This is a genomic window from Methylobacterium sp. NPDC080182 (assembly GCF_050281105.1).
In the GTDB taxonomy this organism is placed as follows: Bacteria; Pseudomonadota; Alphaproteobacteria; order Rhizobiales; family Beijerinckiaceae; genus Methylobacterium.
This window is the reverse complement of sequence record NZ_JBNNWO010000003.1, coordinates 125,287-135,232: the sequence shown is the minus strand read 5'-3', so window position 1 is coordinate 135,232 and position 9,946 is coordinate 125,287. Positions and strand designations below refer to the sequence as shown.

Here is a 9,946-nt window from a genome sequence, read left to right as displayed (position 1 = left end):
CTGCCCCTGTGGACAAGCGCGTGCAACAGCTCTGCGTACAATCGGCATGGCCGCCAAAGCGGCTGAGAGCCGGATGCAATCAGATCAATGACTTAGCGGAGGCTTGGCTGGGGCGCCAGGATTCGAACCTGGGAATGGCGGTACCAAAAGCCAATATCCCCAAGTGCTAACGTCTTGCACGCCTTCGCTTTTCCAAATCAGTCCGCTGCCCCTGTGCCGGTTTTTGTGCAACGATCGGCAGGCCGGTCGCGGCGTCGATCTCCTGTGGGAATGACCCGCCCTCCCCTGTGCCGGGATTTGTGCCGACTCCATGCGCCGCTGCGCGCCGCGCCTCAACCTCCAAAAATGCATAGGCCCGCTCGGTCTGGACGACGCTGCGGTGGCCGAGCTGATCGCGCACCATCTCCATCGTCCACTTCTCTTCTTGGAGGAGCCGGCAGCCGTGGGTCCGGCGCAGGTCGTGCCAGCGCAGGTCCTTCACCTTCGCCCGGTCGGCCGCGTTCCGGAGCCCGCGGTCAAGGTGATTGAACCGCTCACCGTCGTTGCGCTCCGGTCGCGCTACCGCCGCCGCTCGAGCCGCGCCGCGCTTCGTCGTCGCCGCGCCGTGATGGAAGACGTAGGGGCTGGTCAGATGCCGCGGCATCCGGGCGAGCACCTTGAGCGCCGGCTTCAGCAGGATCACCGTGCGCTCGCGCTTGCCCTTAGCGGTCTCGGCCGAGACGGTGAGCTGCTTCCGGGCGAGGTCGATCTGCGGCCAAGTGAGCGAAAACTGCTCCTCCTGGCGCAGGCCGGTGTAGATCGCGAACAGAATTGCGTCACGGACGTAGGGCACCGCCGACTCCAGCAGCCGCCCCTCCTCCGCCCGGTTGAGGTACCGGGTCCGCGGCGGCGCCTCCCGCAGCCCGCGCTTCGCCCGCTGCTTGAGGAACGGGATCACCGGGTTGAGGTCGGCCCACTCGTTCTCGATCGCGAAGCCGAAGATCGTCGACAGGCAGGCGAGGTCGCGCCGGACCGTCGGAGCCGAGGCGCCGGCTGTGCGCCGTGCGGTCTCGAACTCCTTCAGATCCTTGGCCCGCAGTTCGAGGAGCAGGCTGCCCTTGAAGTGCTCGTTCAGCCAGTTGATCGACACCCCGTAGCGACGGAGCGTGCTCGGGCGCAGCGACGGGCCGTGGTCGGTGATGAAGGACGCGATGACGGCGTTCAGCGTCAGCCGCGGCTTCCCGCCCCACGCTTGGGCTTCGAGGTCGGAGAGCCAGACCGCAAGACGTTGGCGAGCAACGCTTTCAGATCGTGTTCCGAGGGATTCGCGGATGTCCTGGCCGTTCTTCTGGACCCGGCCCCACCACGTCTTACCGCGGAGGTAGATGTCGGCCATTCTGGCACCGTCCTCGTCGAAGCATCCCACCACTGACGCACGGCACGCAGGTCGAATACCCACGATGACCGCGGACCGAACGGCTGTCGAGCACCGGGGATTCGCCCGGCCGCAGCCTGACGGATCCAGTGCCGTTCGGTGAAGCCGAATTCGCGCACCAGGTCGGCGGCGCTGGCCAACTGCTCACGCGGCATCGCCCCCTCCCCGCTGCTGTTCTGCGCTCACGCTGCCCTCCCGCTCGTGTCCTCGGTCGGCCGCTCGCCGCGCTCTGCCAGCGCCTCGAGGTCCGGGATCATCTCGGCGCGGATCTCGCGCTGGGTGTAGCTCCAGCCAGGCAGCAGGGCGTGGATGTAGCGGCCGCGCTTCCCGTTGATCCGGTGGAAGCCGGGCAGGTTGGCCCAGCTCTCCCACCATTCGCCGCGGCGCGGGCGCACCAAGTCGACGTGCGCGGTGCTCTTTGTGCCCATGGTCGACGGGTCGGCGATAGCCGCGCGCAGGGCCTGGGCAGCTTCGCCCGCGCGGCGGCGCTCGTCGTCTGTCGGCGGTGGGAGAGGCTTCGGGGCGCGCTTCGTCATGCGGCCCCCGCGATGTCGAGCGCGTCGGCCGGCGCGAGCGGCTGCCAGCCAATCAGGGGGCTGTGGAAGGCGCGAGCGGGGGAGACGTCAACTCGCTTCGTTTCGATAAGGTCCCGAAGGCTCCGGATTCTCTTAGGGTCAAAGTCGGCGGATCTAAAATATATTTTGCCGATTGCGGCTCGTTCTGTGTCGATGACCCGTTGTCTATGAAACAGGTATTTCTGGGGGGCTGAAAAAAACCGCTGAGGCGTGCCATGATGATCGTTGGTTACCCGGGATGGCCCCCGGTTATTGATGCGAACACGCGAGAGCATGTTCGTTTCGCGATGTCGGACGGGCGCAGGCTTCTCCCTTGCAGAATTCCGATCACAACACTGCGAGACTGCTTCGGCGACGAGGACTCCGAGCCAATCGATCTTTTTGAAAGCTGCCAAGGCGAAATCGAAGACGCTGCTGGTAGAAGGTACGCGCGCGACGGCATTGCTAATGGAGTAATCGATCTTGATGATCGAGACTTCGATTGATTTGCAAGAGCGGCGCTGGTGTTCATTGCGGAGAAATTTAAAATGTACTCCCTTTACAAGCTTTCTGCTGTAGTCGCTCTGGTAATCAGCGTTCCTGCAGTCGCACAAACTGTTGCCGATCCTCCTATCGGTACTCAGGACGGCTGGTCGAATATGCCCAAAACGACTGCTACGATCCCCGACCGGGTTCGAACGCCGGACGACGGCTCTCCAGAAGGCCTTCGCGTGCGCAGTGACCTGGCAGATCAGCCAGAGCCGCCCCCCACTGTCCCTGTACCGAAGGAGCCTTTCTAGGAGCGTCAGGATGCACCATGGCGCTCGGATTCCTTCGCGATCGTCACCGTTGAGATGGATCAGTGCGAGACGGGAGCGCAAGTTTACCCGACGGTATACCAGTCCATGCAGATCTTCGACTCGCCTATAGTTCTGACAGCTGTATTTCTGGCGGGTTGTTTTGTTCTGTTTGCGGCGCGCCGGCACCAGCGCGCAATTACTGCGGTGCTGGGCATCATTGTTATAGTCTTGTGCATCGTAGTAGTCGGCGCCGTTATGGGCGGGGCGGACGGTAATCAAACAAAACCAGATCGGTGAACGCGTGGCGACGGCAGTGTCGATTTGTGATGGTTCAATCATGGCGCGCCTCCATCATCGCGCCTAACAGATCCTTTGTCGCGCCCTCGGCATCGGCAGCCTCTGTCGACCGGCCGAAGTCGGAACGCATGAAGCCGCTGATTATTTCATTCTGTATGGAGCGGACGGCTAACCTGCTGTCCACGGACGGCATATGATCACGCCGTGGGTGCAGCTGTCCGACGCCTCCATGCGGGCGAGGGAGAGCGCGATGACTGAGGGCAAAAACGACGGCGTTGCTCCGTCCCTGAAAGACGTTGCTGCAGGTGAGAAGGCTAGTAGGGACAAGTTCATCGAGGGCGGCGGCCCGCTGAGGCAGCCTCCGGACGGCCACCTCTCGGGCGGCGATCGTCCGACTGGCATCATATCCGAGGTCGAAGGACCCGGGCTCAACGATCGGCTCAAGGGCAAGTAGCATCTCAGCCACGGGCGCCTCCCTTGGCGGGGGCGGCGATGTCTAAGCCGTATGGGTGCACTTCCGCAGTCAATCGACTTTGAAGTATTGAAATCAAGCCTTTCGCTCGGTCGATATGCTCCAGAATGGAGTCTGACATGCGGCGCATCGATAATGCCGATTGGCTATTAGCTGTCCTATCAGCCCTTTCGTTTTTGATCGGCGCAATCGAAAAGACGTATGATCTTTCGCCACCAGGTGATGGGCGCGGTGGGTTCATTAATGTATGGGCGTTCTCGGCGGCCCTGTTCTTTGCGTTTTGCATGAGCGTCGCGCGGCATCGGTAGCGATCCACCCATATTGCGACGGGCATCACTTTGGCGGCCACGCCACCCTCGCGCGTGATGGTGCGGGACTCGGCCATGCTCCTACTCCGAGATCAGAGTGATGAGGACCGAAAAACTGTTCTTCAGCTGCGCTTTCACGGATCTGAAAAATTGACCGGATCTACGAAACTGATCGCTCAATGCTCTCGTGCTCAGATCCTGCTTGAGGAGGTCCGAGCCATGACGATCACCACCTCGATCAACGCCGTCGGGCCGGTGAGGGCGACGGAGATGATCCAATCGGCCCGAGCTGAAGCCGCGCTCGAACACAGAGCGGGACTGCATACCGTCACGGCGGCGGTGCAAGGTCCCAACGATGAGAGCATTCAGGAGAGGAAGGGCAGTCTGAACCTTCCCCCGTCGCAGAAGCGTGTGGTCGACATCACTGTCTGAGACCATTTCGGCCATAGGGCTGCTCCGCGGCTTTGGTAACTTGACGTGCGCGATGTCCGCCTCGAATTCGGCGGCCTGCGCATCCCAGGACTCAGCGACCCGGCGGTGATGAGCGGCCTGACGGCGCGCCTGTTCGGCTTGCGTCCGCCTGGCGCGCAGCCAGTCGTCGGAGCCGCGTGTCGTGACCGCGTTCATGCAGCCCTCCCGATGAGATCAGGCTGCCGCGCGGCTAGGTCGAGCGCCGGCAAAGTCGTCGCGAAGCGAGACGCGCTCGTGCCGTCGATGCTGTGCGCCATCGCGGCGTGAGCCATGCGAATGCGGCGGATAGTGTTCACCCGGGCCACGTGGAAGTGGCAGCCGTGCTCACGGCAGAACGCGCCCCAGTCCGCGATGCGGGCGAGCTTCCACTCGGTTGAGCCGCCCAGGAAGATGCCGACGTTCGGGCCCACCAGCTGCGCGAGGTCGGCGTGCTCCATGCCGTCCTGCACGGCGATCAGCACCAGCGGCACGACGGAGAGGCAGCGGTTCAGATAGCGGACGGAGAGGTCGAGCGAGCGCAGGCCGCCGGCGACAATGTCCGGCAGCACCAGCCACTCCGCGGGCTGGTCAAGACTCGACAGCCAGTCGAGAAACCGCTCGAACTCCTCCTCGTCGAACTCGCGTCCGGTCTGGAAATCGCTCCATGCGCCGTTGTCGGCGACGATGCGGAAGCGGATCCGCTCGCCCGTTTCTGGGCATGCCCACTCCTCCACGCGCCAGACGCCCGCGCGCGAGATGAGCAGGCCCCAGCCATGCCGGCCGAGAGCATCGAGGTTCCGGCGCGTGCCGGTGCGCGAAGCCCAGCACATCATGCCGCCGCTCCCCCGCCGCTCGTCAGAATGGGCGCGGCCAGGGGCCGCTGAAGCTGATCCGCGCCCGGATCGTTGATGTCGCGATGTTCGATCCGCTGATCCCACTGATCACGGCCGCCGCATTCGTCGGCGTGGGCTGGGTGATCCTCCACGCCGGACGGCAGTACGACGACGCGATCCAGCACACGCTGACCGTCTTCGCTCTGGTGATCGGGCTTCTGGTGCTGATCGGCGTGACCGCGAAGCTGCGATCCATGATGGGCGTCGGTCGCATGTCGCACCGGATTGAGGCCCGGTCGCAGAACGATCCCGCAAGTCCGGTCCGCGCGGTGCGAAAGTTCGATGCTGGGCTGAACCCATAGAGCGATCTGGCTCCGCCCGAGACGAAGAACGCGCGGACGCGGACGCTCAGACATCGAACATCTCCGCGATAACGCGATCGACGGGCCAGCCCATGGCCCGGTTGAGAGATGCCTCGACGACGAGGTCGGCCATGCTGGGCTCGCGGTCGTGGCCCTGGCGCCGCGCGCGGCGCTCGGCCTCTCGGACGAAGACCGGGTGATCCGGCACGCAGACGCGAGCCGCGTTGAGCCCGTGCATCGCCTTCACGTGCGAGAACAGCGCCTCGGTGCTGGCGAGCGTGCGGGTGCAGTGGGGGCAGCGAAGGGCGGTCATCAGCGGTCGCCCTCCCCGCGCTGGGAGGCGGCGCGCGCGGCGTCCTCGGCCTTGAGGGCGCGGTATGAGGACACGAGGCCCCAGGCCGCCGCGGCGAGGCCGAGACCGATGGCAATCCCGGTGAAGAGGCTGGGCCAGGACATCAGGCTGCCTGCTCGGCTGGCGGCGCGAAGCCGGGGAAGCCATCCTCGTCAGCAACGTCAGCGCCGGCTGTGATCCGCTCCAGCTCGTCGGCGATGTCGTCGAGAGCGCGGTCGGCCCGCGGGTCGAGGTCGGCGCGGAAGGCGCGCAGGGCGTCGCTGCCCCTCGCGGCCTCGGCCCGGGCGGCGGCGTACAGGCGCTCGCGCGGGCCGGGCTGGCGCGGGGCCTGCTGCTCGCCGCCGGCCGGGGGCGCGTCGTTCCTCGGCCTCTCTGGCGGCGGCGAGCGCTCCTCGGCCAGAGGCTTGACCGTAAATGGCTTGCGGCTCGCCCGGGTGACCGTGAGCGCCATCGTCACCGCCGAGGAGATCCCCGACATGTGACTGATCCGGATCCCGCCGACGGCCGCGCCACCGAACTGCACGGCGTCGTCGCGGTAGAGCGTCATCCGCCGGCCGGCGTATGCGGTCCCGTCCTGGCCCCAGATCCGCAGGAGCACGCGGCGCATCGACTTGCCGGGCTTGTACGGCTTGCCGCCATCGCCCTCGAAGTAGATCGCGATCGGCTGGTCCGGCTCCTTCATCTTCGACACGCGCGTGACCGTGATGGTGCGCGGGCCGCCGATCAGGTCGTCGGCGTTGAGCTGGTCGCTCTTGGGCGCGACTGTCTCCGAGATGTCGATCACGCCAGGATCTCCCGTTCGATGCGCAGGGTCGGGATCGCGCCGGCGATGGCCTCGCGGTAGCGGTCGTGGGCGTCGCGGAGGCGCTGCTCGAAGTCGCCGGCCGCCTCGACGATCGCCTGCTGGATCTTCTCGTCCGGGTAGGAGCGGATCACCGCGAGCGGCAGGCCGCCGGAATACGAGACAAGGTCACACCAGAGCCGCTCGGAGACGAGGAGCCCGGTCTGGATCTGGAGAACGTAATCGGCCGGGATCGCGCCCTTGGGCACGTGCTCGAGGAAGGTCTGGACTTGGTACTTCTGCCGACGCGACTTGCACTCCACGAGGCCGTCGGTGCCGACCAGCGCGTCGGGCGAGTAGCCGAGCGTGAAGCCCCAGCGGTCGTTGGTGATGAAGCCGACGGTCTCGGTCTCGGCGTAGTGCCGCGCGTAGAGGGTGAGCGCCTCGACCTCGTCGTCGCGGCCGCGCAGCATGTCGTCGCTGACGTACCGGGGCTCGATGAACTTGGTGATCCGCTGGGCGAGCAGCTCGTAGAGGTGCGCCCGCTCCTTCTCGTTCCGGGCCGCCTTGAGGGTCGGCGTGAGGATCAGCGACATCTCGCTGGCGGTGAGCATCCCGCAGCGGGCCGCGATCCACTCGTCGGTGCCCTGGTAGAGGTCGGCGTGGATGCGCACGGTGGATGGGCGCGCGGGGGCGTCGGGGGCGAGCGGGGCCATGACGGTCACTCCCCTGCCCGCTTGGCCTGGCGCTCCAGCCAGCCGCGGACCTTCGCGTCGTCGGTCTGGACGAGGACGGATTCCCCCGTGTCTCGGGTGAAAGACAGGCCGAACCCAGCGGAACGGGACGCGAGCGCGATGCGACGATCGCTGCCGCCCCGGATCGCCACGATGACGTTGCCGCGGCTCCAGCGGCTTCGGCTCTGGCCGACCTGCACGTGGATGGTCTCGTCCGGCGGCAGCAGAGCGAGCGCCTGCGCGGACGTGAGACGGAGATCCTCAGTGGCAGCCGGGCGTGGCTCCGACGCTGCGAGCGCCAAGGCGGTCGGCAGCGCGAGGGCGAGGTCGAGATAACTGACGATGCTCATCGCGCACCTGCCAGCTTCGCCGTGATGCGCCCGGCGGAGATTTCCACCTTCTGATGAACCTCGGCGATGCGGCCCTTGATGCGCTCCAGCTTGTCGAGGTCGTAGCTTTGGCCAGCGCCGCGCTCGACGGCGCGCTCAACGTGCCACACCATCATCGCGAGGGACTCGATCAGGCTGTCTAGGCCCGAGATGCCGGCGCCGAGTTCGCCGATGGAGTGGGCCTGATCGAAAGCGGAGACCCGCGCGGCGATCTCCTCGACGGTGACGCCCGGCGCCAGACGGACGAGGGGCTGATCCTCGGCGATGCTCTCGACGAGGTGCGGCGCGACCTTCGGCAGATGGCCGAAGGCGGCACGGATCGGATGCTGCGCGTTCATGCGGCCTCCAGGAACTGCTGGGCTTCGAAATCCGCGATGGCGGCCAGCTCATCGGCGGCCTCCAGAGCGAGGGAATCGGCGTGGTCCTGGGCGGCGAAACAGGCCTCGGCCCAGCAGTCGAAGTCGTCGCGGATCAGGCCGTAGGGGCTGTGCGCGGCGTAGCCGGCGGACGAGCCGGTGATCCGGTAGCCGGTTGGGAGAGTGAGGGCCGCCATGGTCAGGCTGCCTCGGGAACGAGGGCGAGCGAGCGCGGGCCATCCACGTCACCGGCCACCAGCCGCGCCTCGGCGTAGAGGTCGGCCGCCCGCAGAAGATGCTCGCGAGCCCGGTCGACGGTCTGCGGAGGCGTGAGCGGAGCAGGCGTCTCGGGTACGTCGAAGAAGGACGCGATGGGCGCGCCGGTGAGCCGGGCGATGATGCTCAGCGCGACGCCGCTGAAGCGGTTCGTGCCCTTCTCGTACTTCTGGAGCTGGGCGGCCGAGACGCCGATCGCCGCGGCGACCGTGCGCTGGGTGAGGCGAGCGCGGATCCGAGCGGCGCAGATGCGCGTGCCGATCCGGACATCGACGTCAGTGGCGGGTTGGCCGGCCATGTCAGCGCCCCCAGCCGAGGCACATGCCGACAGCCGGCACGCCGAACGCGAGGAGGACCGCGCTGACGGCGATGAGGGTGAGGACGAGATCTGCGGGGGCATCGAGCATCTGCGGCTCCATCGGCTCGTCGGGAGGCGATGGAAAACACTACGCATCGTGCGTAGCTCATGTCAACGCATAATGCGTAGCTTCTTGTCCCTGGAAGCCATTCTCTGCGCGGAATGCGTTGTCCACACCTGTGCACAGTCTAACTCTAGACAGAGTCGCGACAATTCCGCTGAACGCCGAATGCGAGGCGAACGTTCTTGTTTTGTTCGAAAATGGAGGGCAGGCTGTGAGGGCCTAAGCAACGATCAGGATCAGCGATGGCTCATGCTCAGTATCACGCCGTACAACCGTTCATACGTGGCGGTCGGGGAGCGATATCGGCCGGACCTATCCGGCAGTGCCCAAGTCCAGAGGCTGCGAAGCGTTTGGCTGAACGTCTCGTCGAAGAGAAAACAGCGATAGGCGCTCTGGCCTACTCGCGTCCGGGGGCGAGCAGCGCGGACGAATTCGCCGAACCGACGTTTCTCGCGCGGATCGGTGAGTTGCCCGAAACCGATGATTTCTAGCGCGGCTTGATCCAGGCGACCTTGGCAGACCAATTGATTTCATCGACCTCGATAGGCGGCAATCCGCCTGTCGAGACGAGAAGATAGGGACCGCTGTCGCGCCCGCGAAACACCTTCTTCACGTAGACTTCGTCCTCCGATATCCACACGACGCAGAGTTGTCCGATCCACTCGTCGGGCAATCCGCGAACTCGCTGATCGTAGTAGATCAACCAATCATCCTCTGCGAGGCCGGGCATCGAGTCGCCTCGGACGCGGGCTGCTACTGTATCCGGCGAGGATCCTGGAGGCCGCGGCGCCCGGTCATATCCGCCCTGCGGCTCGCCGTTAAAGACGATGCGCGCACCTGCGCCTACGTCGCCAACGATCGGCACCGTATCGTCCTTCGGCGCATCCAGTCGGGGGCCACCCTCTAGGATCCATTCCCAGCGCGTCTTGTAGGCGGTCGCGTATCGTTTGGCTGTCTCTCTGCTGGGATTTCGATCGCCGTTCTCGTGTCCGAGATAGGTGGGTACAGCCCATCCGAATGCTCGCGCAGCTTCGGTAGCTGTGCCGAAGCCGGCCTTCTTCCGCAGGTACTGTAGGCGTTCGGCGATCGAATCCATGGCCGCCGCTTCGCACAAGGCATTACGCATTGTGCGTTGACATAAGCTAC

The 9,946-nt window shown here is 65.6% G+C and carries 17 protein-coding genes; 3 read left to right on the top strand and 14 right to left on the bottom strand.

The window, feature by feature from the left end:
• Positions 1 to 166 precede the first annotated feature (166 nt).
• The 3 genes from ACQKQD_RS06705 to ACQKQD_RS06695 all read right to left on the bottom strand — a co-directional run bounded on the left by ACQKQD_RS06705 (position 167) and on the right by ACQKQD_RS06695 (position 3,107).
• Positions 167 to 1,375 (bottom strand): tyrosine-type recombinase/integrase, encoded by a 1,209-nt coding sequence (locus ACQKQD_RS06705; protein ID WP_091925700.1) that lies wholly within the window; start codon positions 1,373 to 1,375, stop codon positions 167 to 169.
• Positions 1,376 to 1,596: 221 nt separating this feature from the next.
• Positions 1,597 to 1,950: a hypothetical protein gene (locus tag ACQKQD_RS06700; RefSeq protein ID WP_139257055.1), complete on the bottom strand. Its 354-nt coding sequence runs from the start codon at positions 1,948 to 1,950 to the stop codon at positions 1,597 to 1,599.
• Positions 1,947 to 3,107 (bottom strand): hypothetical protein, encoded by a 1,161-nt coding sequence (locus ACQKQD_RS06695; RefSeq protein ID WP_427507878.1) that lies wholly within the window; start codon positions 3,105 to 3,107, stop codon positions 1,947 to 1,949. The genes ACQKQD_RS06700 and ACQKQD_RS06695 overlap by 4 nt, the downstream gene beginning before the upstream one ends.
• Positions 3,108 to 3,315: 208 nt before the next feature.
• On the opposite strand from ACQKQD_RS06695, the gene ACQKQD_RS06690 reads away from it, so the two are divergent.
• Positions 3,316 to 3,519 carry a hypothetical protein gene (locus ACQKQD_RS06690; RefSeq protein ID WP_427507877.1) on the top strand — a complete coding sequence of 68 codons (204 nt, stop codon included), beginning with the start codon at positions 3,316 to 3,318 and terminating at the stop codon, positions 3,517 to 3,519.
• A 4-nt stretch (positions 3,520 to 3,523) separates the two neighbouring features.
• Here ACQKQD_RS06690 and ACQKQD_RS06685 read toward each other — a convergent pair whose 3' ends face one another.
• Positions 3,524 to 3,922 carry a hypothetical protein gene (locus tag ACQKQD_RS06685; protein WP_427507876.1) on the bottom strand — a complete coding sequence of 133 codons (399 nt, stop codon included), beginning with the start codon at positions 3,920 to 3,922 and terminating at the stop codon, positions 3,524 to 3,526.
• Between the two features lie 142 nt (positions 3,923 to 4,064).
• Here ACQKQD_RS06685 and ACQKQD_RS06680 point away from each other — a divergent pair, with 142 nt between their 5' ends.
• Positions 4,065 to 4,277 carry a hypothetical protein gene (locus tag ACQKQD_RS06680; protein WP_427507875.1) on the top strand — a complete coding sequence of 71 codons (213 nt, stop codon included), beginning with the start codon at positions 4,065 to 4,067 and terminating at the stop codon, positions 4,275 to 4,277.
• 191 nt (positions 4,278 to 4,468) lie between these two features.
• Here the strand turns inward: ACQKQD_RS06680 and ACQKQD_RS06675 are convergent, their stop codons facing one another.
• A complete protein-coding gene (locus ACQKQD_RS06675; RefSeq protein WP_427507874.1) occupies positions 4,469 to 5,128 on the bottom strand; it encodes a hypothetical protein in 660 nt (219 codons plus the stop codon).
• An 83-nt stretch (positions 5,129 to 5,211) separates the two neighbouring features.
• Here ACQKQD_RS06675 and ACQKQD_RS06670 point away from each other — a divergent pair, with 83 nt between their 5' ends.
• Positions 5,212 to 5,490 (top strand): hypothetical protein, encoded by a 279-nt coding sequence (locus ACQKQD_RS06670; RefSeq protein WP_427507873.1) that lies wholly within the window; start codon positions 5,212 to 5,214, stop codon positions 5,488 to 5,490.
• 46 nt (positions 5,491 to 5,536) lie between these two features.
• Here ACQKQD_RS06670 and ACQKQD_RS06665 read toward each other — a convergent pair whose 3' ends face one another.
• The 9 genes from ACQKQD_RS06665 to ACQKQD_RS06625 form a co-directional block, all read right to left on the bottom strand.
• Positions 5,537 to 5,803, bottom strand: coding sequence for a hypothetical protein (locus tag ACQKQD_RS06665; RefSeq protein WP_427507872.1), 267 nt, complete (start codon positions 5,801 to 5,803; stop codon positions 5,537 to 5,539).
• Positions 5,803 to 5,946 carry a hypothetical protein gene (locus ACQKQD_RS06660; RefSeq protein WP_427507871.1) on the bottom strand — a complete coding sequence of 48 codons (144 nt, stop codon included), beginning with the start codon at positions 5,944 to 5,946 and terminating at the stop codon, positions 5,803 to 5,805. Before ACQKQD_RS06660 ends, ACQKQD_RS06665 begins: the two co-directional genes overlap by 1 nt.
• Positions 5,946 to 6,626, bottom strand: a complete 681-nt coding sequence (locus ACQKQD_RS06655) for a hypothetical protein (RefSeq protein WP_427507870.1) — start codon at positions 6,624 to 6,626, stop codon at positions 5,946 to 5,948. The genes ACQKQD_RS06660 and ACQKQD_RS06655 overlap by 1 nt, the downstream gene beginning before the upstream one ends.
• Complete coding sequence (locus tag ACQKQD_RS06650; protein WP_427507869.1) at positions 6,623 to 7,339, bottom strand: lambda exonuclease family protein; 717 nt, start codon at positions 7,337 to 7,339, stop codon at positions 6,623 to 6,625. Before ACQKQD_RS06650 ends, ACQKQD_RS06655 begins: the two co-directional genes overlap by 4 nt.
• A 5-nt stretch (positions 7,340 to 7,344) precedes the next feature.
• On the bottom strand, positions 7,345 to 7,707 hold the full coding sequence (locus ACQKQD_RS06645) for a hypothetical protein (protein WP_427507868.1): 363 nt from the start codon (positions 7,705 to 7,707) through the stop codon (positions 7,345 to 7,347).
• Complete coding sequence (locus ACQKQD_RS06640) at positions 7,704 to 8,084, bottom strand: hypothetical protein (RefSeq protein ID WP_427507867.1); 381 nt, start codon at positions 8,082 to 8,084, stop codon at positions 7,704 to 7,706. The genes ACQKQD_RS06645 and ACQKQD_RS06640 overlap by 4 nt, the downstream gene beginning before the upstream one ends.
• Positions 8,081 to 8,299, bottom strand: coding sequence for a hypothetical protein (locus ACQKQD_RS06635; RefSeq protein WP_427507866.1), 219 nt, complete (start codon positions 8,297 to 8,299; stop codon positions 8,081 to 8,083). Before ACQKQD_RS06635 ends, ACQKQD_RS06640 begins: the two co-directional genes overlap by 4 nt.
• Before the next feature lie 2 nt (positions 8,300 to 8,301).
• On the bottom strand, positions 8,302 to 8,676 hold the full coding sequence (locus tag ACQKQD_RS06630) for a helix-turn-helix domain-containing protein (RefSeq protein ID WP_427507865.1): 375 nt from the start codon (positions 8,674 to 8,676) through the stop codon (positions 8,302 to 8,304).
• 611 nt (positions 8,677 to 9,287) lie between these two features.
• Complete coding sequence (locus ACQKQD_RS06625) at positions 9,288 to 9,896, bottom strand: S24 family peptidase (protein ID WP_427507864.1); 609 nt, start codon at positions 9,894 to 9,896, stop codon at positions 9,288 to 9,290.
• Positions 9,897 to 9,946 lie beyond the last annotated feature (50 nt).

What these genes read in the sequence shown, in the direction of transcription:
- ACQKQD_RS06670 (WP_427507873.1), top strand. Translation starts at nt 5,212, where the DNA reads ATGTTCGATCCGCTGATCCCACTGATCACGGCCGCCGCATTCGTCGGC.
- ACQKQD_RS06650 (WP_427507869.1), bottom strand. Translation starts at nt 7,339, where the DNA reads ATGGCCCCGCTCGCCCCCGACGCCCCCGCGCGCCCATCCACCGTGCGC.
- ACQKQD_RS06665 (WP_427507872.1), bottom strand. Translation starts at nt 5,803, where the DNA reads ATGACCGCCCTTCGCTGCCCCCACTGCACCCGCACGCTCGCCAGCACC.
- ACQKQD_RS06700 (WP_139257055.1), bottom strand. Translation starts at nt 1,950, where the DNA reads ATGACGAAGCGCGCCCCGAAGCCTCTCCCACCGCCGACAGACGACGAG.
- ACQKQD_RS06645 (WP_427507868.1), bottom strand. Translation starts at nt 7,707, where the DNA reads ATGAGCATCGTCAGTTATCTCGACCTCGCCCTCGCGCTGCCGACCGCC.
- ACQKQD_RS06675 (WP_427507874.1), bottom strand. Translation starts at nt 5,128, where the DNA reads ATGATGTGCTGGGCTTCGCGCACCGGCACGCGCCGGAACCTCGATGCT.
- ACQKQD_RS06660 (WP_427507871.1), bottom strand. Translation starts at nt 5,946, where the DNA reads ATGTCCTGGCCCAGCCTCTTCACCGGGATTGCCATCGGTCTCGGCCTC.
- ACQKQD_RS06635 (WP_427507866.1), bottom strand. Translation starts at nt 8,299, where the DNA reads ATGGCGGCCCTCACTCTCCCAACCGGCTACCGGATCACCGGCTCGTCC.
- ACQKQD_RS06640 (WP_427507867.1), bottom strand. Translation starts at nt 8,084, where the DNA reads ATGAACGCGCAGCATCCGATCCGTGCCGCCTTCGGCCATCTGCCGAAG.
- ACQKQD_RS06625 (WP_427507864.1), bottom strand. Translation starts at nt 9,896, where the DNA reads ATGGATTCGATCGCCGAACGCCTACAGTACCTGCGGAAGAAGGCCGGC.
- ACQKQD_RS06680 (WP_427507875.1), top strand. Translation starts at nt 4,065, where the DNA reads ATGACGATCACCACCTCGATCAACGCCGTCGGGCCGGTGAGGGCGACG.
- ACQKQD_RS06705 (WP_091925700.1), bottom strand. Translation starts at nt 1,375, where the DNA reads ATGGCCGACATCTACCTCCGCGGTAAGACGTGGTGGGGCCGGGTCCAG.
- ACQKQD_RS06630 (WP_427507865.1), bottom strand. Translation starts at nt 8,676, where the DNA reads ATGGCCGGCCAACCCGCCACTGACGTCGATGTCCGGATCGGCACGCGC.
- ACQKQD_RS06690 (WP_427507877.1), top strand. Translation starts at nt 3,316, where the DNA reads ATGACTGAGGGCAAAAACGACGGCGTTGCTCCGTCCCTGAAAGACGTT.
- ACQKQD_RS06685 (WP_427507876.1), bottom strand. Translation starts at nt 3,922, where the DNA reads ATGGCCGAGTCCCGCACCATCACGCGCGAGGGTGGCGTGGCCGCCAAA.
- ACQKQD_RS06695 (WP_427507878.1), bottom strand. Translation starts at nt 3,107, where the DNA reads ATGATTGAACCATCACAAATCGACACTGCCGTCGCCACGCGTTCACCG.